Below are 25383 nucleotides of genomic sequence, written 5' to 3'. Positions count from 1 at the left end.
GTCTTAAGTTGCGTATACTAGAGAGTGGATGTTTTTTCAAGTATCGTATGATCAGCAAGAAGTCCAGGAATATATGAACGAGGTGAAGGATATGACGATTCAATGGTTCCCCGGTCACATGGCCAAAGCACGGCGGGAAGTCACAGAAAAATTAAAGTTGATCGATGTCGTGATCGAACTTGTCGATGCACGTCTTCCAATGTCGAGCCGTAACCCGATGGTCGAACAAATCACGGCAGGTAAGCCACGATTGATCGTCCTCAACAAAGCGGATATGGCGGACAAACGAGTGACAGAACAGTGGATGCACGCATTACGGGCAGATGGTGTCGATGTCGTCGCGGTCGACGCGAAGCACAATAAAGGATTGAATCAAATTCATGAAGGTGCTTTACGACTAATGAAAGAAAAACATGCACGAATGCGGGAGAAAGGTCGGAATCCGAGTGCGATTCGTGCCTTGATCATCGGCATTCCAAACGTTGGGAAGTCGACACTCATCAATCGACTCGCCGGTCGGAACATTGCGATCACGGGTGACCGCCCAGGTGTGACGAAACGCCAGCAATGGATCAAGATGAAGACAGGCGAGATGGAATTACTCGATACACCAGGTATCCTTTGGCCGAAGTTCGACGATCAAGTCGTCGGGTATCGGTTGGCAGCGACAGGAGCGATCAAGGATGATATCTTAAACATCGATGATATCGCGCTGTTTGCCCTTCGTGAGCTCAAGACGCGTTATCCGGAGCAGTTACGTGAGCGTTATCGTCTCGACGAAGTATCAGGAGAAGCGGTTGATGTACTCGAAGCCATCGGTAAAAAGCGCGGATTCGTTTCAGGTGGCTACGTCGATTTCGAACGGACGAGTGAAATGCTTCTGCATGAACTACGGACGGAAAAGCTAGGGCGTGTGACGCTCGAAACAGTGGAAGAATGGGAAACGCGTGCATAACGGACTTGGACATCCTTCGATGTCCAAGTTTTTTTCAAAGGAGCGAAACAGATGAAGATTACGGAATTAAAGGAACGTCTACACAACATCACGATCGAGGAGTTTTCACAATTGAAGCAGGAACTCGCATCGGACGCGCGAAAAGGGGTGCATACACTGTTTCGTCAGACAGAACGACGATTTGCTCTCGAAGAGCAACAACGGATCGATTTCAAGGAGCGGTTCACGTTCGAAGAACAGTATCATCAGCGAGGATATAGACGGATTGCCGGAGTGGATGAAGTGGGACGGGGACCGCTTGCTGGTCCAGTCGTCGCGGCAGCTGTTATCTTACCAGAAGGGTTCTATCATCCAGGACTAACAGATTCAAAACAAATGAGTAAAATACAACGACAAGCGGCATTTAAACACCTACAAGACGTTGCAGAGATTGCGGTCGGCATCATCGAACCAGCTGAAATTGACGAGATCAACATCTATCAAGCATCGAAACGGGCAATGCAAGTCGCGGTTCGTCAACTCAAACCTGATGCCTTGTTGGTTGATGCGATGACACTCGACGACGATACACCACAACTCTCTCTCATCAAAGGAGATGCGAGAAGTGTCTCCATCGCTGCAGCGAGCGTCGTCGCAAAAGAGACACGAGATGCGATGATGGAACAATACGCGATCGAGTATCCGGGATACGGATTTGAAACTCACGCAGGTTACGGGACTGCGACGCATTTACAAGCGCTTGATACACTTGGCGTCACACCGATTCACCGAAAAACATTCCGTCCTGTCAAAGAACGTCTCTAGGAGGGATCGAGCATGCACATCGAACATCGTGCCTTACTACCATTTAAAATCATCGATCATGCGAACTTACCGTTACGGGAAGGCGCAAACATCGTCGGTAAAGTATTGAAACTGTTGCCGGACGGATTGATGGAACTCCAAGTCGGTCAACGCGTCTTGACGGCTGGGACGACGGCTGAACTAAAAGAAGGGAACATGTATCGCTTTCAAGTCGTTTCAGCAGAGGGACAACCGGTCTTAAAAATCATCTCGACCGAGTCTGTTCCGCAAAAGTCGGCTCTACCACAGTTACTCGATTCCTTTTTACAGCGCCAGATGGTACCGACTGCGGAAACACGGGAACTACTAAGGCAAATCGGTCAACCCGTGACGGAAGGAGAAGCGAAGCAGTTAAAACACGCTCTTACTGAACTCGTTCAATTGGCAAAGGGCGACGAGGCAGGTCGATCGCTTGATCGAAAGACGAGTGATCAGATTTTAGCGCAACAACTCGTTCAAGCAACGAATGAAGTAGGAAAAGGAGTATATTTATTTCAATTACCTCAATTCGGACCTTTCGAAGATGTTGATCTCATGATGGAAGCACCGTTCGAACGAACGTTTGATCCAAATCATGCCCGGGTCGTCTTATACTTACAATTACCGACGCTTGGTGAGGTCGCAATTGATGTCTTGATCGTAGACCGGAACGTTTCAATTTCCGTCTTTCATCCAAACGCATACGTCAATACGTTCATGCAAGCCTACACGCCGCAAATTCAGACGCGTCTTGAGGAACAAGGTTACGCATTGACACGATTCGATTGGGTCGAACAGACGAAAGAACGCATACCACATGATATCTCGACGCGTAATGGAAGGGTGGATCTCCATATATGAAAAAAGCGATTGCTCTATCATACGAAGAACAAATGCATGCGCCGAAAGTCGTCGCTAAGGGATCAGAACACATCGCGGAACGGATTTTAGAAGAGGCATTAAAGCACGATATTCCGATCCGGCAGGACGAAACGCTAATGACGTTACTGGATGCTGTTCAAGTATCAGAACAGATCCCAGAAGAACTATACGGTGTCATTGCCGAATTATTCGCCTTTTTATATCGTCTTGATCAAAATGGAATTCTGAAAAAATAAAGCTTTCGGTCGATAACGATAGACAGCGCTTCCAATTTTAACTACAATGAAAGAGCCGAAACTAAAGGGGTTAAGGGGGATTTTTTCATGAATGTACATGAGTATCAGGCAAAAGAATTACTTCGTTCGTACGGGGTACCCGTACCAAACGGAATCGCAGCCTTCACCGTCGAAGAGGCGGTCGATGCATCAGAACAATTGTCAGGCCCGATTAAAGTCGTCAAAGCTCAAATTCACGCGGGGGGACGCGGTAAAGCAGGTGGCGTCAAGCTTGCGAAATCGCAAGAAGAAGTGAAGGAATATGCGACGGAGTTACTCGGCAAAACGCTCGTCACGCACCAAACAGGTCCCGAAGGAAAAGTCGTTCAACGTCTTCTTGTCGAAGAAGGCTGTGCGATTGATAAAGAATACTATCTTGGAATCGTACTTGATCGTGTGACAGGACGTGTCGTCATCATGGGATCAAGCGAAGGTGGTATGGACATCGAAGAGGTGGCGGAAGCGACACCGGAAAAAATCATTAAAGAAGTCGTCGATCCTGCAGTTGGTCTTCAAGGATTCCAAGCGCGTAAACTTGCGTTCGCAATGGGTGTTCCTGTGAAGCTCGTCAACAAGTTCGTCGGTATGGTCACGAAACTTTATAATTTCTTCGTCGACAAGGATTGTTCAATCGCAGAAATCAACCCACTCGTTACGACGAAGGATGGTGAAGTTCTCGCGCTGGACGCGAAGTTGAACTTCGACTCGAACGCATTATATCGTCATGCGGACATCGTGGCGTTACGTGATGAAACAGAAGAAGATCCACGCGAAGTCGAAGCATCGAAGAGTGATTTGAACTACATCGCGCTCGATGGAAATATCGGCTGCCTCGTCAATGGTGCTGGTCTTGCCATGGCAACGATGGATATCATCAAACACTTCAGTGGTGATCCTGCGAACTTCCTTGATGTCGGTGGTGGTGCGACGAAGGAGAAGGTAACAGAAGCCTTCAAACTAATCTTGTCGGATGAGAACGTTAAAGGGATTTTCGTTAACATTTTCGGTGGAATCATGAAATGTGACGTCATCGCAGAAGGTATCGTTGCGGCGACAAAAGAAGTCGGTCTCGAATTGCCGCTCGTCGTTCGTCTTGAAGGGACGAACGTTGATGCAGGAAAACAAATTCTCAAAGATTCAGGTCTAGCGATTACAGCAGCTACATCAATGGCAGACGGCGCAGAAAAAATTGCTGCGCTCGTGAAGTAAGGGGGAGCTAAAGATGAGTATTTGGGTGAACGAATCGACGAAAGTCATTATTCAAGGGATTACAGGTAATCAAGGGATGTTCCATGGTGAACAGATGATCGACTACGGAACAAACCTCGTAGGTGGTGTCACACCAGGAAAAGGCGGTACGGAAGTACTTGGTGGTGTTCCTGTCTTCGATACGGTCGCACAAGCGGTCGACAAAACAGGTGCGAACGCATCGATTATCTACGTGCCACCAGCATTCGCAGCAGATGCGATCATGGAAGCTGCAGATGCGAACATCGCATTAATCATCTGTATCACGGAAGGTATTCCAGTCCTTGATATGGTTAAAGTAAAACGTTACCTTGAGGGCAAGCCAGTTCGTCTTATCGGACCAAACTGTCCAGGCGTCATCACTCCAGGTGTCGCAAAACTTGGTATCATGCCAGGATACATCCATACACCGGGACATGTCGGAATCGTTTCGCGTTCTGGAACGTTGACGTATGAAGCCGTTCATCAATTGACGACGGCAGGCATCGGTCAATCGACAGCTGTCGGTATCGGGGGCGACCCAGTCAATGGAACAGACTTCATCGATACACTAAAAGCGTTCAATGAAGATCCAGAAACAAAAGCCGTCATCATGTTAGGTGAAATCGGTGGAACAGCGGAAGAAGAAGCGGCTGAGTGGGTCAAAGCGAACATGACGAAGCCAGTCATCGGTTTCATCGGTGGTCAAACGGCTCCTGCCGGTAAACGGATGGGTCACGCAGGTGCGATCATTTCCGGCGGTAAAGGAACAGCTGCTGAAAAAATCAAGACACTCCGTGCAAACGGAATTGAAGTGGCAGAAACACCAGCTGTCATTGGTGAGACGTTAATCCGTGTCATCAAAGAAGCAGGGATCTATGACGAGTGCGTGACGAACAGCACAGTCAAATAAATCAAAAAAAGAGCTGTCCTGATCAAATCAGGACGGCTTTCTTCTATATAAATAAGAAGCTTAAAGAAGGAGCGTTGATCTCATGAATCGAGAACTGTATGTCCGCTTCGCCATGTGTCAGGTACCGTATCCGATTGTTCAATTGATTGAACGGTTCGGAATCGTTCCAAGTCATGAATTGCCCGTTTCAAATCGGCTTCGAAAACGATATGAACAGGCACTGCAACTTGATCGGATCGAAGAGTCAATTCTAGTCAAAGGAGATCCACTATTTCCAACCGTACTACTGACGATTCCTCAACCTATCTATGCCCTCTTTTACCGCGGTGATCCGTCCCACCTAACTCTTCCACGCATCAGTATCATCGGTAGTCGAACTCCCTCACCGCAACACCTTTCCCGCATGCATTTTCTACAACCCTTCTTTCATCCAGATCTCGCCACCGTTTCCGGAGGCGCATATGGCATCGATGCCCTCGTCCATCGTCTATCCTTAAAACATCAACAGACAACGATCGCGGTTCTTGCCGGCGGACTTGATCGTCTATATCCTACTTCCCATGCTGCTCTTTTTGAACGTATCTTCTCGAATGGTCTTCTTCTCTCCGAATATCCACCTGGCACACCCATTCAAAAATTTCAATTTTTAGAACGAAATCGGATTATTGCCGGATTGTCCTCGTCGTTGATCATCGTCGAGGCAGCAAAACGAAGTGGTACGATGAACACAGCAAGTCACGCCCTCGATCAAGGAAAAGATGTCTATTGTTTGCCGGGATGTCCGACTGAAACGTTCTTTGCCGGAACGAATCAATTGATCGCAGAAGGAGCGATTCCACTCCTTGATCCGGAAGAAGTTTCAAAAACTATTCGGCTGAACGTTGACAAATGGGAATCGAGACTACTATGATAAGTGAGATTAAAATACGGAGTACGCCTCTAATAGGGAGCGATTGCAATGGCAAAATATCTAGTAATCGTCGAGTCACCCGCTAAGGCAAAAACCATTAAACGTTATCTCGGATCCAACTATACCGTGAAAGCGTCGATGGGGCACGTCATTGACTTGCCGAAAAGCCAAATGGGAGTCGACGTCGAACATGACTATGAACCGAAATATATCACGATCCGTGGCAAAGGTCCGGTCTTAAAAGAACTCAAGACAGCTGCGAAAAAAGCACAAAAAATTTATCTCGCAGCCGACCCCGACCGTGAAGGGGAAGCGATCGCATGGCATTTAGCCAAAGCATTAGGCGTTGATGAATCAACAGAGTGCCGCGTCGTCTTCAATGAAATCACGAAAGATGCCATTAAGGATTCGTTCAAGCGACCACGCAAGCTCAATTATGATCTTGTGGATGCACAGCAAGCACGTCGTATCTTGGACCGCCTTGTTGGTTATAGCATGAGTCCATTGTTATGGAAGAAGATCAAAAAAGGTTTATCTGCAGGACGTGTACAATCGGTTGCCGTTAAGATGATTATCGACCGGGAACAAGAAATCAATGCGTTCATGCCAGAAGAGTACTGGACGATCAAACTCGAACTCGATGCAAACGGTGAAAAGCTCGAAGCAAACTTCTACGGAGTGGATGGTAAGAAACGTGAACTTCATTCGCAAGAAGAAGTCGATCAAATCTTGAATCAACTTTCAGAAGACTTCACAGTAGATTCCGTCACGAAAAAAGAGCGGAAACGGAATCCAGCGTTACCGTTTACGACTAGTTCTTTGCAACAGGAAGCAGCACGTAAACTAAATTTCCGAGCGAAGAAGACGATGATGATCGCACAACAGCTATACGAAGGAATCGAGATCGGAAAAGAAGGTACGGTCGGTTTGATCACGTATATGCGTACCGATTCAACACGGACGTCTGAATCGGCGAACCTCGAAGCACACGGGTTCATCGAGCAGGCGTATGGAAAAGAATACATCGCAAGTGAAAAACGCAAAGAAAAGAAATCAGCGAACTCACAGGATGCGCACGAAGCGGTTCGCCCGACTTCGACAATGCGTGAGCCACAACTCGTTAAATCGTATCTATCGCGTGACCAATTCCGTTTATATAAACTGATCTGGGAACGATTCGTCGCAAGTCAGATGGCGCCAGCAATTCTCGATACCGTCAAAATTGACCTTGTCTCGAACGATGTTATGTTCCGTGCGAACGGATCAACTGTTAAATTCCCAGGCTTCATGAAGGTTTACATCGAAGATACCGATGATGAGGCCGTCACAGACGTCAAGGAAGGACTACTTCCTCCACTTGATGAAGGGGAAGAGTTGAAACGATCAGCGATCGAACCGAAGCAACACTTCACTCAACCACCACCACGTTATACGGAAGCACGTCTTGTCCGGGCGATGGAAGAACTCGGAATTGGTCGTCCGTCGACGTATGCGCCGACACTTGATACGATCCAAAAACGGGGTTATGTGACACTCGAGGAGAAAAAGTTTTTACCAACGGAACTCGGTGAACTCGTCATCGATATGATCAGCGACTATTTCCAGGAGTTCATCACCGTCCAGTTCACGGCAGACATGGAAGCTTTACTCGATGCGATCGAAAAAGGCGACATGCAGTGGACGGAAGTCGTCGATCCAATCTATAAATCCTTTGCGAAACGTCTGACACGAGCAGAAGCAGAAATCGAGAAGATTGAAATCAAAGATGAACCGGCTGGAGAAGATTGTGAAGTCTGTGGTCATCCGATGGTCATCAAGATGGGACGTTATGGTAAGTTCATGGCGTGCTCGAACTTCCCAGAGTGTCGTAACACGAAACCGATCCAAGTCGAGATTGGTGTGAAGTGTCCGACATGTGGAACGGGCGACATCGTCGAACGTCGTAGTAAAAAAGGACGTTTGTTCTACGGTTGTTCGAACTATCCGGAGTGTGAGTTCGTCTCATGGGATAAACCGGTCGAAGAACCATGTCCGGTATGTAGCAGTATGATGGTACAAAAGAAAATCAAGAACGGTGTGAAAGTAGAATGTACATCTTGTGGACATCATGAAACACGCATCGATCAGGAGCAAGAGGAGGAATGACCGTTGAAACGTGTAACGGTAATCGGCGCGGGACTTGCAGGTTCTGAAGCAGCATGGCAACTTGCAAAACGCGGCGTACAAGTAGATTTATATGAAATGCGGCCAGTCAAACAGACACCCGCACACCATACAGACCAATTCGCAGAACTCGTCTGTTCGAACTCACTTCGAGCAAATCAGTTGACGAATGCAGTCGGTGTATTAAAGGAAGAGATGCGTCAGCTCGATTCCTTGATCATGAAAGCGGCAGACTTAGCGAGCGTTCCAGCAGGTGGAGCACTTGCTGTCGATCGGCATGACTTCGCAGGATATGTGACGGAAACGTTGAAAAACCATCCGAACGTTACTGTCCATCATGAAGAAATCGAAGCGATTCCAGATGGTCCGACGATCGTCGCGACAGGTCCGTTGACGAGTGCGGCCTTATCGGAATCACTTAAACAATTCACAGGTGAAGATTACCTATACTTCTTCGATGCAGCGGCACCGATTCTCGATGGAGACACGATTGATCGTGAGAAGGTTTATCTGAAATCACGATATGATAAAGGCGAAGCTGCCTACTTGAATTGTCCAATGACGGAAGAAGAATTCCAACTCTTCTATGATGAGCTGATCAATGCGGAAGTCGTTCCACTGAAGGAATTTGAAAAAGAGATTTACTTCGAGGGCTGTATGCCTTTTGAAGTTCTCGCTTCTCGCGGACCGAAAACACTCTTGTTCGGACCAATGAAGCCAGTCGGACTGGAAGATCCGAAGACAGGCAAACGACCATATGCTGTCGTTCAATTGCGTCAGGATAACTCAGCTGGAACATTGTTCAACCTTGTCGGCTTCCAGACACATTTGAAATGGGGCGAACAAAAGCGGATCATTCGCTTGATTCCTGGTCTTGAGAATGCAGAAATCGTCCGTTATGGTGTCATGCATCGTAATACGTTCGTCAACTCACCGAATTTGTTGAAACCAACGTATCAGACACGTACACGTGACGATTTGTTCTTTGCTGGTCAAATGACAGGTGTCGAAGGATACGTCGAGTCAGCAGCGTCCGGTTTGACGGCCGGAATCAATGCGGCACGTCTCGTCAATGAGGCGGAACCGGTAACGTTCCCGCAGGAAACGATGATGGGTGCGATGTCGCACTATATCACGACGACGGAAGGGAAGAACTTCCAGCCAATGAATGCCAACTTCGGATTGGTACCAGCACTCGTCGGTCATCCGGTTCGGATGAAAAAACCTGAGAAGTATGCGCTCTACGCAGAGCGAGCACTTGAAGCGATCAAAGATTTCACGGATATGTGATTTTTGATGGGGAGAAAGGCGTGATTCAGCGCTCTTTCTCCCCATTTCTTAATTTGTCACAAAAGCGCGATAATTTCGTTAATTTTTCGGTTTTTGGTCTATTGTCAGACTACTTGGTCTGTGCTATGCTAAGGGCGATTCGAGAATGAAATGGTCAGAAGGGGGCGCATTCATGGGGATAGACACTGCTTTTGAGCGACTGCTAGAAGATTTCATGCGGTATGTTCATATTGAACGTCAATTATCTCCGAATACAGGTCGCTCTTATGATCAAACACTTCGACAATACGCCGCTTTTTGCCGCGATCATCAATTACGATCGATTGAATTGGCAAGTGCACGGCGTTATTTGTATGCTCTTTACGATCAGGAGCTGGCGCGGGCGACGATTGCACAAAAAGTTTCCTGCCTCAAACAATTTGGTCGTTTTTTGACACGTGACACCGATGAACCTAATCCATTTGATGGATTAAAAGCACCAAAACGACAACAAGGACTTCCGACATTCCTTGTCCCAACGGAATATGAACGTTTCCTCGATGCATTTCGATCGAGTGATACGCTTGGTAACCGGAATGTCGCGTTAGTGGAACTTTTATATGCGACGGGTATGCGAGTCAGCGAGGTCGTTCAACTGGATCTTCGTGATCTCGCAACTGATCATTCCTACGTCCATGTGTATGGAAAAGGTGGGAAAGAGCGCATTGCGCCAATTGGAACCTTTGCGAAAGATGCATTAGAACTGTACTTACCATCACGAGATCCAATCGCAGGTCATGAGCAAGCGTTGTTCTTGTCTCATTCAGGGCGTCGATTGACGACAGATGCGATTCGGAAAATCATGAAAAAAGGGGAACAACTCGTTGGGAAACATGTGACACCCCATGCGCTTCGTCATAGTTTCGCGACGGATCTGCTAGAAAGAGGAGCCGATTTGCGAGCGGTCCAGGAGCTACTTGGACATGCATCTCTTTCGACGACCGGTCAGTATACACACGTAACAACGGAACGATTACGACATGTTTATCAACAAGCACATCCTCGTGCCTAAGGGAGGAAACATTGATGTTTCATGCAACGACGATTTTTGCGATTCAACATAACGGACAATCCGCGATGAGTGGAGACGGACAGGTGACTTTCGGAAACCAGGTCATCATGAAGAAAAGTGCGAAAAAAGTACGGCGCCTCTATGGTGGCAAAGTCATTGCCGGATTTGCTGGAAGTGTCGCGGACGCGTTCACACTCTTTGAAAAATTCGAAGCGAAGCTTGAAATGTATAACGGGAACTTACAACGGGCAGCTGTTGAACTGGCGAAGGAATGGCGAGGCGATAAGATGTTGCGTCAACTAGAAGCACTCTTACTCGTCATGGATGGAACACATCTGTTACTTGTATCCGGAAACGGAGAAGTCATCGAGCCGGATGACGGCATTCTCGCGATCGGTTCAGGTGGTAATTATGCGCTGGCTGCAGGTCGCGCGTTAGCTCGACACGCAAGTCATCTCACGGCAGAAGAAATCGCTCGTGCGGCGCTTGAGACGGCTGGAGAACTCTGTGTCTTTACGAACGATCAAATCATCTTAGAAACGATCGGAGGCAATGACCATGCATGAATTGACGCCAAGACAAATCGTCGAGAAGTTGAATGAACATGTCATCGGACAAGCTGATGCTAAACGTGCGGTGGCGATCGCTTTACGTAATCGATACCGTCGACAATTACTCGATGTATCGATGCGGGATGAAGTCACGCCAAAGAATATCCTGATGATCGGACCTACTGGTGTCGGAAAAACAGAGATTGCGCGACGTCTCGCGAAACTCGTCCGAGCGCCGTTCGTTAAAATCGAAGCGACGAAGTTCACGGAAGTAGGATATGTCGGTCGCGATGTAGAATCGATGGTGCGAGATCTTGTGGAAGCGTCTCTACGTCTAGTCAAAGATGAGAAAAAAGAAGCGCTTAAAGATCGGGCGGAGGCAGTGGCGAACGAACGAATCGTTGATGCGTTGTCTGGCAAAAAAGCGTCATCTGGTCTCGGTGGTGGTACGAATCCGTTTGAGATGTTGTTCGGTGGGAACCAGAAGCAGCAAGAGCCAGATACATCGGAAGCGACAGCTGATCGTTCGCTACTCCGTCAGCAATTGCTGACAGGTCAACTCGAAGATCGAATGATCGAGGTCGATGTTGAAGAACGTCAAGTTGATTTATTCTCCGGACAACAAGGCATGGAGGGGCTCGCAAATCTTCAGGATATGCTTGGACAAGTCATGCCGAAGAAAACGAAGAAGCGCCAGCTTACTGTTAAGGAAGCACGTCCGATTTTGACAGCAGAAGAAGCGGAACGATTGCTTGACTTAAATGAAGTTCATGACGAAGCGGTCCGCCGTGCAGAACAAATGGGCATCATTTTCGTTGATGAGATTGATAAGATTGCGACAAAGGGACATGATTCAGCAGGTGTTTCACGAGAAGGTGTTCAACGAGATATTTTGCCGATCGTTGAGGGATCGACGATCGTCACGAAATATGGACCAGTCAAGACGGATCATATCTTGTTTATCGCTGCCGGTGCATTCCATATGGCGAAACCGTCTGATCTAATTCCTGAACTCCAAGGTCGTTTCCCGATCCGTGTCGAACTCGACAGTTTGACGGAAGATGACTTTGTTAAAATTTTAACTGAACCGAATCAAGCATTACTCAAACAATATAAAGCATTACTAGGGGCAGAGCACGTTCATGTCACCTTTACAGAAGAGGCCATTCGTGAAATTGCACGAATTGCTGCACAGGTAAACGATGAGACGGATAATATCGGAGCGCGGCGCTTGTATACGATCATGGAGCGCGTACTTGAAGAATTATCCTTCGAAGCAGCAGACATGCCTGAAACGGATGTAACGATCACGCCACAATACGTGACGGATCGTGTTGGAAAAGTAGCAGATGATCGAGACTTAAGTCAGTTCATCTTATAAAGTGGAGGAAGAAAAAATGAATTTATTGGCGAAAACGCGGAAGCTGAATACGATGTTACAACAAGAAGCAAGCACACATGTTGATTTCAAGGTCATGGCTGATCGGCTCAGCGAAGTCATGGAATCGAACACATTCATCGTAAGTCGACGCGGTAAGTTACTAGGTATCGCAATTAAGCAACAAATCGAAAATGACCGGGTCCGTGGTTTCTTGGAAGAACGCCAATTCCCGGAAGATTACACAAAAAAACTATTTAACGTCACTGAAACGACAGCAAACATTGCCATCGACAGCGAACACACGGCATTCCCAGTCGACAACCGTGATACGTTCGAAACGTCGAAAACGACGATCGTACCAATCATCGGTGGTGGAGAACGCCTTGGTACGCTTGTCCTCGGTCGTATGGTGGAAGACTTCAACGAAGAAGACCTCGTGCTTGCAGAGTATGGGGCGACAGTCGTTGGAATGGAAATCCTTCGTGAGAAGGCTCATGAAGCGGAAGACAAGGCACGTAAGAAAGCAGTCGTTCAGATGGCGATCAATTCGTTATCTTATTCAGAGCTCGAAGCAATCGAGCATATCTTCGAAGAACTCGAGGGTAATGAAGGACTACTTGTCGCTTCAAAAATTGCCGATCGTGTTGGTATTACGCGTTCTGTTATCGTCAATGCACTTCGTAAACTCGAAAGTGCAGGAGTCATCGAGTCACGTTCGCTTGGTATGAAGGGAACGTATATTAAAATCTTAAATGATAACTTCCTATATGAATTAGAGAGAATTAAATCAAACTAAAAATAGAAAATGGCTATTAATAAATAAGAGACCTAGTAAAGTACTAGGTCTCTTTTGTTTGACTAGGTATTATTTATCATTTTTATAAGAAAAGGGAATAAAAAATAGAATATTAGCATCTCATTACCCTATTTTTCAAAAAACTTCTTTTCAAACATTGACCTATTTGTTTCAATTATTTCAGATGTGTTACTAATGACTTAATATTTGTCGCAAATTCGAATACTAGTTCCATGAGTGGAGGAAAGAACATGAATTGGTTAGGGTCTGACTACAGTTTGATGACGCAAGCCGTCAATCGAACGGTCATGGCACAAGAAGTTATTGCTAAAAATATCGCGAATGTCGATACACCGGGTTATAAGGCGAAGCGAGTGGCGTTTGGAGATGTTCTCGATTCAGAGATGAAGATGAGCCTAAAACGTCATGCAACAATCGGAACGACCGGTAGTATCGTCGATCGACCAAATACGATGCGTAATGATGGAAACGGTGTCGATATCGATCTTGAGATGTCTGAATTATCACGCAATCAAATTGAGTATGAGGCGCTCGTGGAGCAATTAAATCGTAAGTTCTCGGGTATCCAGTCTGTCATCCGGGGAGGAAAATAATCGATGAGTATGTTCAATGGCTTTCATACATCTGCGTCTGGGCTTACTGCCCAGCGTTTACGACTGGATACCGTCTCAGCAAACATCGCCAATGCTCAAACGACACGTGGTGAGCTTGTCAACGGTCAATGGCAACCCTATGCGAGGAAACTTGCTGTTTTAAAAGAAACTGCTAATGGGGTCACGGTCAGCGAATTGAAGAAAGATCCTGAACCGTTCAAATTAGAATATAATCCGACGCATCCAGATGCGGATGAACTTGGATACGTCAAGATGCCGAATGTCGATCTATTGAAAGAAATGGTCGACATGATGGGAGCGACACGTTCATACGAAGCGAACGTAACGGCCTTAAATGCAACAAAAGCGATGCTCGTCAAAGCGATGGAGATCGGTAAATAAATAGAGGAGATGACGGGATGGCAATTCAACCTATTCAAAACATGCAAATGGTCTTACCCACTCAGACAATCGCGAAGACGACACCAAGTGATTTCAGTGAGGTGCTCAGCGAGGCGATGAACGGACTGAATGCAACACAGCAAGCCTCATCTCAAGCGCGTGTCGACCTAGCGACAGGGAAGACGACGGATCTACATAACATCATGATTAAAACAGAAGAGGCATCGCTTTCTATGCAACTCGCCCTTGAAGTCCGAAACAAAGGCATCGAAGCATACCAAGAAATGATGCGTATGCAACTGTGACTGTTAAGGAAAGCGTGGGAGATGTTGAATGAACGAACGAATAAAAGCTCGATTCGGAGCTATGAATACGACATGGAAAGAGTGGTCACTTGCGAAAAAAGCGATGGTTCTTGGAAGCATCGTCGTCGTTTTAGCAGCGTTGATTGTCGCCATTATCTGGTTATCTAAACCAACGATGACGCCACTTTATTCGAAATTGTCACCTCAAGAGGCAGGGCAAGTAACAGAAAAGCTAAATGAGGATGGAATCGCGTCGGAAGTCGTCAGCTCAGCAAACGGTGTGACGATTCTCGTTCCGGAAGCAAACGTGGAAAACTTGAAAGTCGAATTAGCAACGGCAGGTATTCCGAAGTCCGGTCAGATTGATTATTCCTTCTTTAGTGAGAATGCTGGGTTTGGTACGACAGATAAAGAAATGAATATTCTTGAACGCGATACGATGCAGACAGAACTTGAAAACTTGATTACACAAGTTAACGGGATCGAGTCTGCAAAAGTCATGATTACTCTTCCAGAAAAGAGCGTCTTTCTCTCCGATGAAAAAGAATCTTCAACGGTTTCTGTCGTCTTGACTTCTAGTGCGGGTAGTAATCTGAACAATCAAACAGTCCAAGGTCTTTACCATCTGATTGCAAAGAGTATCCCGAACTTAAAAGAAGAAAATATTACGATCATGGATCAGTACTTTACGTACTACGAGCCAGGTAACGCTACGCAAACAGCGGGCGGGACAGATCCGATGGCGCTGAAAAAAACGACGGAAAACGATTTACGTAAACAGATTCAACAAATGTTGTCTGTCGTTCTCGGTCCACAAAAAGCGCTCGTTTCGGTTACGGCAGATGTCGATGTCACGAAACGTCAGGAAGAACAAAAGCTTGTTGAACCAGTAGATCCCGATAAAATCGAAGGGATTGTCACATCGGCAGAAAAAGTAGCAGAGGCGTATACAGGGTCTGCGAATGCCGGAACAGCAGGTACGGGACAAAATGAGACGACGAACTTCCCAGCAGGTACTGGAACGACCGGTGATACGAGTGAGAAGACGCACGACATCATCAACTATGAAGTCAATCGCATCACGAAACAGATTACAGGTGCTCCTTATGAAATTCGGGATTTAGGAATTCAAATCATCGTCGAGCCGCCAAAAGGTCAAAATCAAATCGATCCGCAATTACAGACGGATTTACAAACGATGATGTATTCCATCATCCGGACGTCGTTAACGAAGACGGATGCGAAAACGACGCTGACGGATGCAGAACTTGCTAATAAAGTCGTTGTCATGTCTCGACCGTTCGCTAAAACAACGACGGCGACGAAAACGACGACGACGACACCGATGTGGGTATGGTTCGCGCTTGGTGGTGCAGCAATCCTCGTCATTGGAGCAGTCATTCTCCTCATGCGTCGACGGAGAGCGAATGAAATCGAAGAACTTGAGGAATGGACGCCGATCGAAACCGAAATTCCTGAACTTTCAACAGAAGATACAAGCGATGGTGCGGTCAAACGCAAACAGCTTGAGAAACTCGCCGCGTCTAATCCGGATGAGTTCGCAAAATTATTACGTACTTGGTTAGCGGAGGATTGATGAGATGAAGAAGCTAGAAATGAACAGTCGTGAAAAGGCTGCGATTCTCATGATTTCGTTAGGTCCTGAAGTCGCTGCCAGTGTATATAAACATTTATCGGAAGAAGAGATGGAATGGTTAACCCTTCAAATCTCTAGCATGAAACGGATTGATCCAGAAGAGAAGTTAGTCGTCCTTGATGAGTTTCATGAACTAGCGATGGCGCAGAACTATATCACGCAAGGTGGAATCGGATTTGCTAAATCTGTCCTTGAAAAAGCACTTGGCGAAGAAAAAGCGATGGAACTCATCTATCGCCTGACGTCGACGTTACAAGTCCGTCCGTTTGAGTTTGCACGAAAGGCAGACCCGAAACAGCTTCTGAACTTCATTCAAAATGAACATCCACAAACGATCGCACTTGTTCTTGCCCATCTCGATCCAGCAAAATCCGGTCAGATTCTCTCGGAGCTCCCGGCAGAAGCACAGTCCGATGTAGCAAGACGGATTGCGACGATGGACCGGATGAATCCGGAAATCATCAGCGAGGTAGAACAAATTCTTGAACGGAATCTATCACAAGCAGGGATGCAAGATTTTGCTCAATCGGGAGGCATCGAGGCTGTCGTTCAAGTATTGAATGGCGTCGACCGCACGACGGAACGAACGATTCTCGATACGCTCGAGATTCAGGATCCAGAGCTTGCGGAAGAAATCAAAAAACGGATGTTCGTCTTCGAAGACATCGTTACACTCGATGCGCGGGCGATACAGCGAATCATTCGCGAAGTCTCAAACGAGGATTTACTATTGGCACTCAAAGTATCGTCAGACGATGTCAAGGACATGGTCTATCGCAACATGTCACAACGGATGGTCGAGTCGTTCAAAGAGGACATGGAATTCATGGGTCCTGTGCGTCTCCGAGACGTCGAAGAAGCTCAAAGTCGAATCGTCGGAATCATCCGCCGCTTAGAGGACATGGGTGAGATCGTCGTTGCTCGTGGTGGAGGAGATGATATTGTTGTCTAACGTCATCAAAAGACAAGCAGTAATTGAACGACAGGAACGAACGCTCGTGCAGGTTCGCACTAATCAGGAAAAGCCTGCGATCGTTCCAGATACATTCTACGAAGAGCAGATGGCAGAAGGACACGCTGAGTTAGAGCGCCTTCGACAGGCGATGCTCCTAGATTTCGAACAGCGTCAACAGCAGTTCGAGCAAGAACGCCTTCAAGCGTTAGAAGAAGCACGTCAACAAGGGTATCAAGCTGGATTTGAAACAGGACATGCGGAAGGACAAGCAACGTTTGAAGAGCAGATTGCCAAAACGAATTCGTTTGCTGATCGCCTAGAAGAGCAGAGTCAAGAACGATTGATGCGACTAGAACATGAATTATGTGTCCTCGGACTCCAAGTGACACATCAATTTTTAGAAAAGTTACATGATGAAGAGGAAGAAGCGTTATACCAATTGTTACATCAATTGATCATTCAGTTCCGAGATCGTGAAAAAATCATCATCTATGCGTCACCGACTGATTTTGAACGGGTCGTGTTACTTGAAGAACGACTACAAGGCGTTCTAGGTGCCAACGCAACGATTCAATTGCGATTTGATCCAGCGTTAAAGGCACGCGATTATCGGATTGATTCGGAGAATGGAGCAATCACTGGCGGTTTAACCAGTGGCTTTGAAGCATTGCAAACCAAAATCAATGAGGTTTTACATCATGTTTAATCTCAATGCGATGCAGGCCGCGGTTCGAGAAATTCGCTCAGAAGAACTTGTACAGCACTCTGGTAAGGTCGTCCAAGTGATCGGGTTGATGATCGAATCGCGAGGACCGACAGCAGTGGCAATCGGTGAGCGGTGTTTAATCCAAATCCAACAACGTCAGACAATCGAAGCAGAAGTCGTCGGATTTAGAGAAGGGCATGTCCTACTCATGCCATACGGTGAAACGACATCGATTGCTCCAGGCTCGATTGTTCTTGCGACAGGAAAACCACTCCACGTTCCAGTAGGGAACGAACTGATTGGTAAGGTGCTTGATGGTCTAGGAAGACCACTAGATGGTGAGTCATTAGAAAATTTACGCACGACATCGATCGTTCGTAAACCACCTAGTCCACTCGAACGTCCTCGCATCAGTGATGTTCTCTCGACTGGCATCCGTGCCATTGATGGACTGTTGACAGTCGGTCAAGGACAACGTGTGGGTTTGTTCGCAGGATCAGGTGTCGGAAAATCGACATTACTCGGGATGATCGCGAAACGATCGACAGCAGACATCAACGTCATTGCCTTGATTGGTGAACGCGGACGCGAAGTCAAGGAATTCGTGGAGGCAGAACTCGGTGAAGAAGGAATGAAACGCTCCATCTTGGTCGTAGCAACGAGCGATCAACCGCCACTTGTTCGTCTAAAGGGCGCCTATACGGCAACAGCCATCGCTGAACATTTTCGGGATCAAGGGAAAAATGTGGTCTTGATGATGGACTCTGTCACACGTTTTGCGATGGCACAACGAGAAATTGGTCTTGCGACAGGTGAACCGCCTGCGTCAAAAGGGTATACACCAAGCGTTTTTGCTCTTCTTCCTCAGTTACTCGAACGTAGCGGAAAAACGCAAGATGGCTCGATTACGGCTTTTTATACTGTGCTCGTCGATGGAGACGATATGAATGAACCGATTGCTGACGCTGTACGAGGGATCTTAGATGGTCATTTCGTTCTTGATCGTAATCTTGCGAACAAAGGACAGTTTCCGGCGATTCATGTCTTACGATCCATCAGTCGTGTCATGAATCAAATCACGACTGCTGAACAAAAGACATCTGCCGTCGCATTTCGACAGCTGTTATCGACGTATCTTGATTCGGAAGACTTAATCAATATCGGCGCCTACAAAAAAGGGACGAACCCAGAAATTGATCGTGCCGTTGATAAATATCCGGAGCTGATCCGTTTTTTAAAACAACAAATCCATGAAGACAGTGACTTCGAGAAAGCTTGTCAGCAACTCATGGCAACGATTCAGTAAGGAGGACGGAAGATGAAGACGATTTATGAACGAATCATTCCTTTGGCTGAAGCAGAGAAAGATCGCGTCGCAAAAGAATTGAGCCTTCATAAAAAACAATATGAGATCGAAGTCGAAAAACTATACCATCTGCTCGTCCGTTATGAATCCTTTCTGAAAGCGCAAGATGAGATTGGCATCGTCGAATTAACGTCTTCGCAATATCGAGAGCGGGCTCGAGATGTCGTGAAGCAAGAAATCGAACGGCAACAACTGTACGTGACACAATCGAAAAATCGCTATGAACGCGCACAGGAAGCACTCGAACGAGCATTGATTGAGGAGAAGAAGTTTAGTCGTCTGCAGGAGAATCATACGGTTGAAACAAAACGTATCGAAGCATTGACGGAACAAAATCAATTAGATGAACTGGCATTGTTACAGTTTGGAAGAGGACGGATGATATGAGTGAAAATAAAACGTCAAAAGGATGGATCTTACCTTTATTGATCATCCCTTTGATTTTAATCTTGCTGACAGCTTATTTCGTATTAAATTATGCGAATGGACGTCCACTGCTATCCTTACCGTTCGCAACGGAAAAAACGACTACGAATCAAGCAAATCCGTCAGCAGAACTCGAACGTCGTCTGAAAGTAGCGAATCAAGAAATCAAGAAACTACGCAATCAAAGCAAGGAACAATCGGATACTTTAAAAGCTAAAGAACAGGAAGTCGAACGTTTGATTGTAGAACGGGATCGTTTAAAACAAACACCCACGCCCGCGACGACTGATCAAACGAAGACGACGAAGAAAAAAGCAGCATCTGTGACAGATGTCTATGCTGAAATGGCACCAAAGGATGCTGCGCTCATCTTAAACGAACTTAGTCCGACAGAAGTCGTACCGATCATCGAGGACATCGATGCGGAACAACAGGCGGCGATCATTGCCAAGATGGATGCTAAAAAAGCGGCGGCCTTAACACAGCTACTCGCGACGAAGTAAGGAGGGAAGCCAGATGAACATGACGGAAGTAATACAATCATCCTCCCCGAACTTGAATACTGGAACAGGGAAAAAAGGAGAGATGACCACGGTTGGTGGTCAATTTGCTTCGTTACTGGATTATCTGACGAAGTTACCAACAACGTCATCGTCACCGGTCTCAGCTGATTTGACAGCACTCGAGACAAAAGTGGAGACACCACTATTACCGGATTGGATACAAGAACTCGTAGATCAACCGGACGAGCTTCTCTCTTTACTGAAACAACCGGAAGTAGAGACGTTAAAACAAGAACCAAAGAAAATGGAACAACTACTAGCGTTCGTCAAACAATTGCTTGAGGGAAATGTCGAGCAGGCGAAAAATCAGTTCGATCAATTGCCACCATTGCTTCAGCAAGTCGTCTTGCAGACAGTAACGAACGATACGATCAAAATGAAAGATCATCATACGAACAACTTAAAACAACCATTACTTCCTACGATTGAAGGAGACATTTCCGCGTTGCCTGTGAAACAGACGCTCCCGCAAACTGGTCCTATTGTCGAAACGCTCAAGTCGGACACTGTAGCTGTAGCTGAGCAGGCAAAAGGAAAGACACCGCTTCCGTTGGCATTCGCTTCACTCATGCGAAAAGCGACCATGCACGTTGATTCAGAAGGAAAAGTCGCGCCGACTCCAATGAGCATGCCGATTTACAAAGGTACTCCGTTGCAAACGATTCGTCCAGTGCCGCTACCTGTCCCAGAACAGATTCAACAACGGATTGAGGCCGCACTGCAACAAGCACCATTCATAAAAGGTGCGGATGGGTCCACACGATTGTCGATTCGCCTGTACCCAGAGCAACTTGGTGAGGTTGTCGTTCGACTCGATCGTAAAGAAGGGACATTGACTGTCAAACTATTTGCGAGCACCGAGCATGCAAAACAATCAATCGAGCAACAACTTGGGAAATTACAAACCGTCTTGCATCAACAGACGCCAGTCGTAAAGATCGAGACGGGGATGATTGCTTCGAGTGCGCGGGAGTTCCAACAATCTTTCACACGTGATCAGCAGGAGCATGAGTCACCGTATCAAGAGACACCCGTTCCAGTAGACGAAGAAGAGGAGGAAGACGATGACTGAGGCAATCAAAACGGATAGTAGTTCATACCAGCTTCCTGAAAAATCACAGGTACCGACGAATAAAGCGATGGATAAGGATATGTTCATGAAAATTCTGATTGCCCAGCTTTCGAATCAGGATCCAACAGCACCGATGGAAGACAAGGATTTCATCGCTCAAATGGCCCAGTTTTCGTCGCTGGAACAGATGCAAGCAATTGGGAAGACGATGGATACGATGGTCTTGAACCAACATGCAACAGCATTGCTGTCCTACAGCAATCTGATTGGTAAAAAAGTCAGTTATGAAGCGGAGTCGAAGACGACGGATGCTTCAGGAGCTGAGCAGACGACGACCGTCGAAGAGACAGCCAGTGTCGTTAGTGTAAAACGGGATGGGCTGGATATCATGGCCGAACTATCGAACGGAAAACAGATCAGTGTTTACGAGTTGACGCAGATTCAATCAAAGGAGGAAAAATAATGTTACGTTCAATGTATTCAGGAATCAGTGGGCTTAAGAACTTCCAGACGAAACTGGATGTCGTCGGGAATAACATCGCGAACGTCAACACGTTCGGTTATAAAAAAGGACGGGTGACGTTTAAAGACCTCGTCAGTCAATCGGTCGGCTCATCATCTGGTGCAGGCGGCAATGTCGGTGGGACGAACCCGAAACAGGTCGGTCTGGGAGCATCGATGTCAACAGTCGATAATGTGTATAACCAAGGTGCGCTTCAAAATACGGGTCGCGTTCTCGATGTCGGGATCTCTGGTGAAGGATTCTTCCAGGTCGTCACAGCGGAAGGGATTCGTTATACGCGTTCTGGTAACTTCTATACGGATCTTGATGGAAACTTAGTTACCGGCGACGGAAACTATTTAATTGGTAGTGACTCTCAAGCAATTGCAGATGGGGAGACACCACCGGTACCCCTTCCGGAAGCAGGTGGTGCAGGATTCCAAAAACTAAAAGTACCAACGGATGCACGTAACTTATCGATTGGTAAAGACGGTCTCGTCACTTACGTCGATACGACGGGAGCATTGCAAAACGTCGGTTATATCACGATCGCGAACTTTGCTAACCCAGGTGGTCTAGAAAAATCAGGTGTCAACGTATTCGCCGCATCACAGAACTCAGGTCCACCGGTACTCGGAACACCGAGCTTGAACGGAATGGGACAGTTGACGTCGGGAACGCTTGAGATGTCGAACGTCGACTTATCAGAAGAATTCACGGAGATGATCATTGCTCAACGTGGTTTCCAGGCGAATACACGAATCATCACGACATCGGACCAGGTTCTTGAGGAACTAGTCAATTTGAAACGATGATCACGTTAACGACATTACGTAACGCACCACTCGTACTGAACGCCGTGTTGATCGAATCCGTCCGTTCTACACCGGATACGACGATTCAACTCATCGGAGGACAGATTTATGTCGTGAAGGAATCAATGGAAGAGGTCAAAGCAATCGCAATCGCTTTTTATCAAGAAATCGGATTAGCGGGCTTGAACAGTGTAAGGAGGCTCGAAGATGGCCGAGGAAAAGAAGAAGAGTAAACTGAAAATCCCCTTGATCATGATCATTGTTGCAGCATTGATGATCGGGGCAGGATACATGATCATGAATTATTTTTTAGCAAATGACATGACGGAAGCAAAAGTTGAACAACCGACAGGTGAAGAACTTGATGCACGAAGTCTGCAAACGGACGACTTGACAACGAACATCGCTGACGAACGTTTCTTAAATGTTCAGTTCACGATCGTCACCGATGATCAAGCAACACGTGACGATTTAGAATTACGAAAGTTTCAAATCAATAACATCATCTTGGGTGACCTTTCGGCTATGAAAAAGTCGGACTTAGACTCAAAAGCTGATATGGAGAAGCTTGAAGAGCGGTTACGGATGCAATTCAAAAAGCTCATCCAAGAAGGCGATGTCCAGCGTGTCTACACGACGAAAAAAATCATCCAGTGAGGTGGCAGCATGAGCGAAGTATTATCCCAACATGAAATCGATGCCTTGCTATCAGCCATTTCAAGCGGAGATATGGAAGTCGAGGAAATCCGAAGTCAAGAGGAGCAGCGTCGAGTCAAGGTCTATGACTTTAAACGAGCACTCCGTTTCTCAAAAGATCAATTACGGAATTTGACGCGTATTCATGAACAGTTCGCCCGAGTCTTGACGACACATTTTTCTGCACAACTTCGGACATATGTTCAGTTCACGGTTAATACGGTCGAACAACTTCCGTATGATGAATTCATTCATTCCATTCCGAACATGACGTTGATCAATCTAGTCAATCTTCATCCACTTGATGGAAAAGTCTTATTTGAAGTCAATCCGAACATCGCCTATGCGATGCTCGATCGTTTACTTGGGGGGCCAGGTGAAGGAATGAACAAGATCGAGAATTTGACGGAAATCGAGACACGTATACTAACACAACTGTTCAAGCGTGCTTTCGTTCAATACGGGGCGGCTTGGGAGTCGGTAACAGAAGTCGAAGCGGAATACGATGATTTGGAAATCAATCCGCAGTTCCTGCAACTGGTCTCTCCAAATGAGACAGTCATCCTCGTCTCGATTTACGTAACGGTCGGAGAAGTGAGCGGTACGTTGAATGTCTGTTTGCCGTTCGTGACCCTTGAATCCGTTCTTCCGAAATTATCAAGTCATTATTGGATGCAACAAGAAAAGCGAACGACAGCAGATAATCAAGAGTCTGAACACATGCAAACGCAGTTGATGAGTTCCGTCGTCGATTTAAAAGCAGTGCTCGGCCAAACAGAGCTTTCGTTTGGTGAATTGTTACACCTCGAAGTAGGCGATTGTTTATCCCTGAAGACACGAGCCTCGGATGCCGTCGATGTATTCGTCGACGACCGGAAGATGTTTAAGGCGCGACCGGGATTAAACGGGAAACACCTCGCTTTGCAAGTCTTACAACGAATTGAGGAGGAATAACATGAGCGATATGCTTTCGCAAGATGAAATCGATGCGTTATTACGCGGAACGCCATCCACCGATGAACCGCAAGAGATAGACGTAAAGGAAATGCTAGATGACATGGAGATTGATGCATTAGGGGAGGTCGGAAATATCTCACTTGGTAATTCAGCAACGGCCTTATCGGCATTGTTGAATCAAAAAGTAGAGATTACGACACCGCACGTCCGAATGATCTCCATGGAAGAATTACGCAGTCGCTATCCGATCCCGCACGTCGCGCTACGTGTCGGTTATACGGAAGGGTTCAAAGGAGAAAACGTCCTGATCCTGACACAGCGAGATGCTTCCGTCATCGCGAACCTGATGATGGGAGGCGATGGCGTCATCGACGAGTCACTGGAGATGGACCCGATTGCTCTATCTGCCGTACAGGAAGCGATGAACCAGATGATGGGAGCAGCTGCTACCTCAATGTCGACTGTATTCTCGATGCGAATCGATATTTCGCCGCCAGCAGTTGAAATCTTCGACTTTTCTCAAGATAAGAGTATCGTCGATAGCTTTTCTCTTTGGGAGAACATGGTCATCATCGAGTTTGATCTTAAGATCGGCACGATGATCGATTCAAAAATCGTTCAATTAGCACCACTGGACTTCTCGAAACAATTGATTCAAAAACTCTTTAGCGCGAGTACGACTCAACAAGCAGCGCCTGCACCACAAGTAACGGAGCAAGCACAACAAGCACAACAAGCACCACCATCGGCGCCAGCAACGGCACAACAAACTACAGTTGCATCACCTGAACCGAAAGCAACGCCAGTCGGTGTCAGTCCGGTTCAATTCAGCCAATTAGGTGAGATGGAAGTAGAAGGTACGCCAGGAAATATTGGGATGTTATATGACGTTCCGTTGAACGTCACGGTTGAGTTAGGACGGACACGTCGCTCCGTTCGTGACATATTGGAATTGACACAAGGTTCCGTGATTGAGCTGGATAAACTGGCAGGGGAACCGGTTGACGTTCTCGTCAATAATACATTGATCGCAACGGGTGAAGTGGTCGTCATCGAAGAAAACTTCGGTGTACGCATTACAGAAATCGTAAATACAAAAGAACGTCTTCGGATGTTCTAAGGAGGAACTAA

General features: G+C 46.7%; 29 protein-coding genes. All 29 read left to right on the top strand.

Features of this window, described 5'->3' with window-relative positions:
• Positions 1-91 precede the first annotated feature (91 nt).
• The 29 genes from ylqF to fliY all read left to right on the top strand — a co-directional run bounded on the left by ylqF (position 92) and on the right by fliY (position 25372).
• The gene (gene ylqF, locus HZS85_RS06790; RefSeq protein WP_214854541.1) at positions 92-955 is read left to right on the top strand and encodes a ribosome biogenesis GTPase YlqF; all 864 of its coding nucleotides are present in this window, start codon (positions 92-94) and stop codon (positions 953-955) included.
• Between the two features lie 51 nt (positions 956-1006).
• Positions 1007-1759, top strand: coding sequence for a ribonuclease HII (locus HZS85_RS06785; protein ID WP_214854539.1), 753 nt, complete (start codon positions 1007-1009; stop codon positions 1757-1759).
• A gap of 12 nt (positions 1760-1771) precedes the next feature.
• Entirely contained in the window at positions 1772-2638 is an 867-nt protein-coding gene (locus HZS85_RS06780) for a flagellar hook-length control protein FliK (protein WP_214854537.1), read from the top strand.
• Complete coding sequence (locus HZS85_RS06775) at positions 2635-2895, top strand: EscU/YscU/HrcU family type III secretion system export apparatus switch protein (RefSeq protein ID WP_056062244.1); 261 nt, start codon at positions 2635-2637, stop codon at positions 2893-2895. The genes HZS85_RS06780 and HZS85_RS06775 overlap by 4 nt, the downstream gene beginning before the upstream one ends.
• An 87-nt stretch (positions 2896-2982) precedes the next feature.
• A complete protein-coding gene (gene sucC, locus HZS85_RS06770; RefSeq protein WP_023468732.1) occupies positions 2983-4143 on the top strand; it encodes an ADP-forming succinate--CoA ligase subunit beta in 1161 nt (386 codons plus the stop codon).
• A 13-nt stretch (positions 4144-4156) separates the two neighbouring features.
• Complete coding sequence (sucD, locus tag HZS85_RS06765; RefSeq protein ID WP_035406957.1) at positions 4157-5074, top strand: succinate--CoA ligase subunit alpha; 918 nt, start codon at positions 4157-4159, stop codon at positions 5072-5074.
• An 82-nt stretch (positions 5075-5156) separates the two neighbouring features.
• A complete protein-coding gene (gene dprA, locus HZS85_RS06760; RefSeq protein WP_214854535.1) occupies positions 5157-5984 on the top strand; it encodes a DNA-processing protein DprA in 828 nt (275 codons plus the stop codon).
• 48 nt (positions 5985-6032) lie between these two features.
• Positions 6033-8129, top strand: a complete 2097-nt coding sequence (topA, locus tag HZS85_RS06755) for a type I DNA topoisomerase (RefSeq protein ID WP_214854532.1) — start codon at positions 6033-6035, stop codon at positions 8127-8129.
• 3 nt (positions 8130-8132) lie between these two features.
• Positions 8133-9437, top strand: a complete 1305-nt coding sequence (gene trmFO / locus HZS85_RS06750) for an FADH(2)-oxidizing methylenetetrahydrofolate--tRNA-(uracil(54)-C(5))-methyltransferase TrmFO (RefSeq protein WP_023468729.1) — start codon at positions 8133-8135, stop codon at positions 9435-9437.
• Positions 9438-9582: 145 nt separating this feature from the next.
• On the top strand, positions 9583-10488 hold the full coding sequence (locus tag HZS85_RS06745; RefSeq protein WP_251137861.1) for a tyrosine recombinase XerC: 906 nt from the start codon (positions 9583-9585) through the stop codon (positions 10486-10488).
• Positions 10489-10502: 14 nt separating this feature from the next.
• Positions 10503-11054, top strand: coding sequence for an ATP-dependent protease subunit HslV (hslV, locus tag HZS85_RS06740; RefSeq protein WP_023468727.1), 552 nt, complete (start codon positions 10503-10505; stop codon positions 11052-11054).
• Entirely contained in the window at positions 11047-12420 is a 1374-nt protein-coding gene (gene hslU, locus HZS85_RS06735) for an ATP-dependent protease ATPase subunit HslU (RefSeq protein WP_214854530.1), read from the top strand. The genes hslV and hslU overlap by 8 nt, the downstream gene beginning before the upstream one ends.
• A 16-nt stretch (positions 12421-12436) precedes the next feature.
• Positions 12437-13216, top strand: a complete 780-nt coding sequence (gene codY, locus HZS85_RS06730; RefSeq protein WP_023468725.1) for a GTP-sensing pleiotropic transcriptional regulator CodY — start codon at positions 12437-12439, stop codon at positions 13214-13216.
• A 251-nt stretch (positions 13217-13467) separates the two neighbouring features.
• Positions 13468-13830 carry a flagellar basal body rod protein FlgB gene (gene flgB, locus HZS85_RS06725; RefSeq protein WP_035406967.1) on the top strand — a complete coding sequence of 121 codons (363 nt, stop codon included), beginning with the start codon at positions 13468-13470 and terminating at the stop codon, positions 13828-13830.
• Between the two features lie 3 nt (positions 13831-13833).
• Positions 13834-14232, top strand: a complete 399-nt coding sequence (gene flgC, locus HZS85_RS06720; protein ID WP_035406970.1) for a flagellar basal body rod protein FlgC — start codon at positions 13834-13836, stop codon at positions 14230-14232.
• Positions 14233-14249: 17 nt separating this feature from the next.
• Entirely contained in the window at positions 14250-14537 is a 288-nt protein-coding gene (fliE, locus tag HZS85_RS06715) for a flagellar hook-basal body complex protein FliE (RefSeq protein ID WP_035406973.1), read from the top strand.
• Positions 14538-14565: 28 nt separating this feature from the next.
• Positions 14566-16134: a flagellar basal-body MS-ring/collar protein FliF gene (gene fliF / locus HZS85_RS06710; RefSeq protein ID WP_214854528.1), complete on the top strand. Its 1569-nt coding sequence runs from the start codon at positions 14566-14568 to the stop codon at positions 16132-16134.
• 4 nt (positions 16135-16138) lie between these two features.
• Positions 16139-17146: a flagellar motor switch protein FliG gene (gene fliG / locus HZS85_RS06705; RefSeq protein WP_035406978.1), complete on the top strand. Its 1008-nt coding sequence runs from the start codon at positions 16139-16141 to the stop codon at positions 17144-17146.
• On the top strand, positions 17130-17855 hold the full coding sequence (locus tag HZS85_RS06700; RefSeq protein ID WP_214854526.1) for a FliH/SctL family protein: 726 nt from the start codon (positions 17130-17132) through the stop codon (positions 17853-17855). Before fliG ends, HZS85_RS06700 begins: the two co-directional genes overlap by 17 nt.
• 10 nt (positions 17856-17865) lie before the next feature.
• Positions 17866-19161 carry a flagellar protein export ATPase FliI gene (gene fliI / locus HZS85_RS06695; protein WP_285801409.1) on the top strand — a complete coding sequence of 432 codons (1296 nt, stop codon included), beginning with the start codon at positions 17866-17868 and terminating at the stop codon, positions 19159-19161.
• Between the two features lie 12 nt (positions 19162-19173).
• The gene (locus HZS85_RS06690; protein ID WP_029342072.1) at positions 19174-19608 is read left to right on the top strand and encodes a flagellar export protein FliJ; all 435 of its coding nucleotides are present in this window, start codon (positions 19174-19176) and stop codon (positions 19606-19608) included.
• On the top strand, positions 19605-20150 hold the full coding sequence (locus tag HZS85_RS06685; RefSeq protein ID WP_214727173.1) for a MotE family protein: 546 nt from the start codon (positions 19605-19607) through the stop codon (positions 20148-20150). Before HZS85_RS06690 ends, HZS85_RS06685 begins: the two co-directional genes overlap by 4 nt.
• Before the next feature lie 13 nt (positions 20151-20163).
• The gene (locus tag HZS85_RS06680) at positions 20164-21282 is read left to right on the top strand and encodes a flagellar hook-length control protein FliK (protein WP_214854520.1); all 1119 of its coding nucleotides are present in this window, start codon (positions 20164-20166) and stop codon (positions 21280-21282) included.
• Entirely contained in the window at positions 21275-21745 is a 471-nt protein-coding gene (locus tag HZS85_RS06675; RefSeq protein ID WP_214854517.1) for a flagellar hook capping FlgD N-terminal domain-containing protein, read from the top strand. Before HZS85_RS06680 ends, HZS85_RS06675 begins: the two co-directional genes overlap by 8 nt.
• Positions 21745-22599, top strand: coding sequence for a flagellar basal body rod protein FlgG (gene flgG, locus HZS85_RS06670; RefSeq protein ID WP_214854514.1), 855 nt, complete (start codon positions 21745-21747; stop codon positions 22597-22599). The genes HZS85_RS06675 and flgG overlap by 1 nt, the downstream gene beginning before the upstream one ends.
• Positions 22596-22832: a flagellar FlbD family protein gene (locus HZS85_RS06665; RefSeq protein WP_214854512.1), complete on the top strand. Its 237-nt coding sequence runs from the start codon at positions 22596-22598 to the stop codon at positions 22830-22832. The genes flgG and HZS85_RS06665 overlap by 4 nt, the downstream gene beginning before the upstream one ends.
• Positions 22807-23256 carry a flagellar basal body-associated FliL family protein gene (locus tag HZS85_RS06660; RefSeq protein WP_214854510.1) on the top strand — a complete coding sequence of 150 codons (450 nt, stop codon included), beginning with the start codon at positions 22807-22809 and terminating at the stop codon, positions 23254-23256. The genes HZS85_RS06665 and HZS85_RS06660 overlap by 26 nt, the downstream gene beginning before the upstream one ends.
• A 9-nt stretch (positions 23257-23265) precedes the next feature.
• On the top strand, positions 23266-24249 hold the full coding sequence (fliM, locus tag HZS85_RS06655; protein WP_029342065.1) for a flagellar motor switch protein FliM: 984 nt from the start codon (positions 23266-23268) through the stop codon (positions 24247-24249).
• 1 nt (position 24250) lies between these two features.
• Positions 24251-25372 (top strand): flagellar motor switch phosphatase FliY, encoded by a 1122-nt coding sequence (gene fliY / locus HZS85_RS06650; RefSeq protein ID WP_214854508.1) that lies wholly within the window; start codon positions 24251-24253, stop codon positions 25370-25372.
• The last annotated feature ends 11 nt before the right edge of the window (positions 25373-25383 follow it).

The sequence above is a fragment of the Exiguobacterium sp. s130 genome (assembly GCF_018619055.1).
GTDB lineage: Bacteria > Bacillota > Bacilli > Exiguobacteriales > Exiguobacteriaceae > Exiguobacterium_A.
This window is presented reverse-complemented; position numbering and strand designations above follow the sequence as displayed.

Excerpts from the sequence above, each read along its gene's own strand:
- HZS85_RS06660 (WP_214854510.1), top strand. The coding sequence starts at position 22,807 with ATGGCCGAGGAAAAGAAGAAGAGTAAACTGAAAATCCCCTTGATCATG.
- HZS85_RS06675 (WP_214854517.1), top strand. The coding sequence starts at position 21,275 with ATGACTGAGGCAATCAAAACGGATAGTAGTTCATACCAGCTTCCTGAA.
- HZS85_RS06685 (WP_214727173.1), top strand. The coding sequence starts at position 19,605 with ATGAGTGAAAATAAAACGTCAAAAGGATGGATCTTACCTTTATTGATC.
- HZS85_RS06690 (WP_029342072.1), top strand. The coding sequence starts at position 19,174 with ATGAAGACGATTTATGAACGAATCATTCCTTTGGCTGAAGCAGAGAAA.
- HZS85_RS06665 (WP_214854512.1), top strand. The coding sequence starts at position 22,596 with ATGATCACGTTAACGACATTACGTAACGCACCACTCGTACTGAACGCC.
- HZS85_RS06680 (WP_214854520.1), top strand. The coding sequence starts at position 20,164 with ATGAACATGACGGAAGTAATACAATCATCCTCCCCGAACTTGAATACT.
- HZS85_RS06745 (WP_251137861.1), top strand. The coding sequence starts at position 9,583 with ATGAAATGGTCAGAAGGGGGCGCATTCATGGGGATAGACACTGCTTTT.
- dprA (WP_214854535.1), top strand. The coding sequence starts at position 5,157 with ATGAATCGAGAACTGTATGTCCGCTTCGCCATGTGTCAGGTACCGTAT.
- HZS85_RS06775 (WP_056062244.1), top strand. The coding sequence starts at position 2,635 with ATGAAAAAAGCGATTGCTCTATCATACGAAGAACAAATGCATGCGCCG.
- flgG (WP_214854514.1), top strand. The coding sequence starts at position 21,745 with ATGTTACGTTCAATGTATTCAGGAATCAGTGGGCTTAAGAACTTCCAG.
- codY (WP_023468725.1), top strand. The coding sequence starts at position 12,437 with ATGAATTTATTGGCGAAAACGCGGAAGCTGAATACGATGTTACAACAA.
- HZS85_RS06785 (WP_214854539.1), top strand. The coding sequence starts at position 1,007 with ATGAAGATTACGGAATTAAAGGAACGTCTACACAACATCACGATCGAG.
- fliF (WP_214854528.1), top strand. The coding sequence starts at position 14,566 with ATGAACGAACGAATAAAAGCTCGATTCGGAGCTATGAATACGACATGG.
- HZS85_RS06700 (WP_214854526.1), top strand. The coding sequence starts at position 17,130 with ATGATATTGTTGTCTAACGTCATCAAAAGACAAGCAGTAATTGAACGA.
- sucC (WP_023468732.1), top strand. The coding sequence starts at position 2,983 with ATGAATGTACATGAGTATCAGGCAAAAGAATTACTTCGTTCGTACGGG.
- fliM (WP_029342065.1), top strand. The coding sequence starts at position 23,266 with ATGAGCGAAGTATTATCCCAACATGAAATCGATGCCTTGCTATCAGCC.
- hslU (WP_214854530.1), top strand. The coding sequence starts at position 11,047 with ATGCATGAATTGACGCCAAGACAAATCGTCGAGAAGTTGAATGAACAT.
- ylqF (WP_214854541.1), top strand. The coding sequence starts at position 92 with ATGACGATTCAATGGTTCCCCGGTCACATGGCCAAAGCACGGCGGGAA.
- sucD (WP_035406957.1), top strand. The coding sequence starts at position 4,157 with ATGAGTATTTGGGTGAACGAATCGACGAAAGTCATTATTCAAGGGATT.
- fliE (WP_035406973.1), top strand. The coding sequence starts at position 14,250 with ATGGCAATTCAACCTATTCAAAACATGCAAATGGTCTTACCCACTCAG.
- hslV (WP_023468727.1), top strand. The coding sequence starts at position 10,503 with ATGTTTCATGCAACGACGATTTTTGCGATTCAACATAACGGACAATCC.
- fliI (WP_285801409.1), top strand. The coding sequence starts at position 17,866 with ATGCAGGCCGCGGTTCGAGAAATTCGCTCAGAAGAACTTGTACAGCAC.
- flgB (WP_035406967.1), top strand. The coding sequence starts at position 13,468 with ATGAATTGGTTAGGGTCTGACTACAGTTTGATGACGCAAGCCGTCAAT.
- fliY (WP_214854508.1), top strand. The coding sequence starts at position 24,251 with ATGAGCGATATGCTTTCGCAAGATGAAATCGATGCGTTATTACGCGGA.
- fliG (WP_035406978.1), top strand. The coding sequence starts at position 16,139 with ATGAAGAAGCTAGAAATGAACAGTCGTGAAAAGGCTGCGATTCTCATG.
- HZS85_RS06780 (WP_214854537.1), top strand. The coding sequence starts at position 1,772 with ATGCACATCGAACATCGTGCCTTACTACCATTTAAAATCATCGATCAT.
- topA (WP_214854532.1), top strand. The coding sequence starts at position 6,033 with ATGGCAAAATATCTAGTAATCGTCGAGTCACCCGCTAAGGCAAAAACC.
- flgC (WP_035406970.1), top strand. The coding sequence starts at position 13,834 with ATGAGTATGTTCAATGGCTTTCATACATCTGCGTCTGGGCTTACTGCC.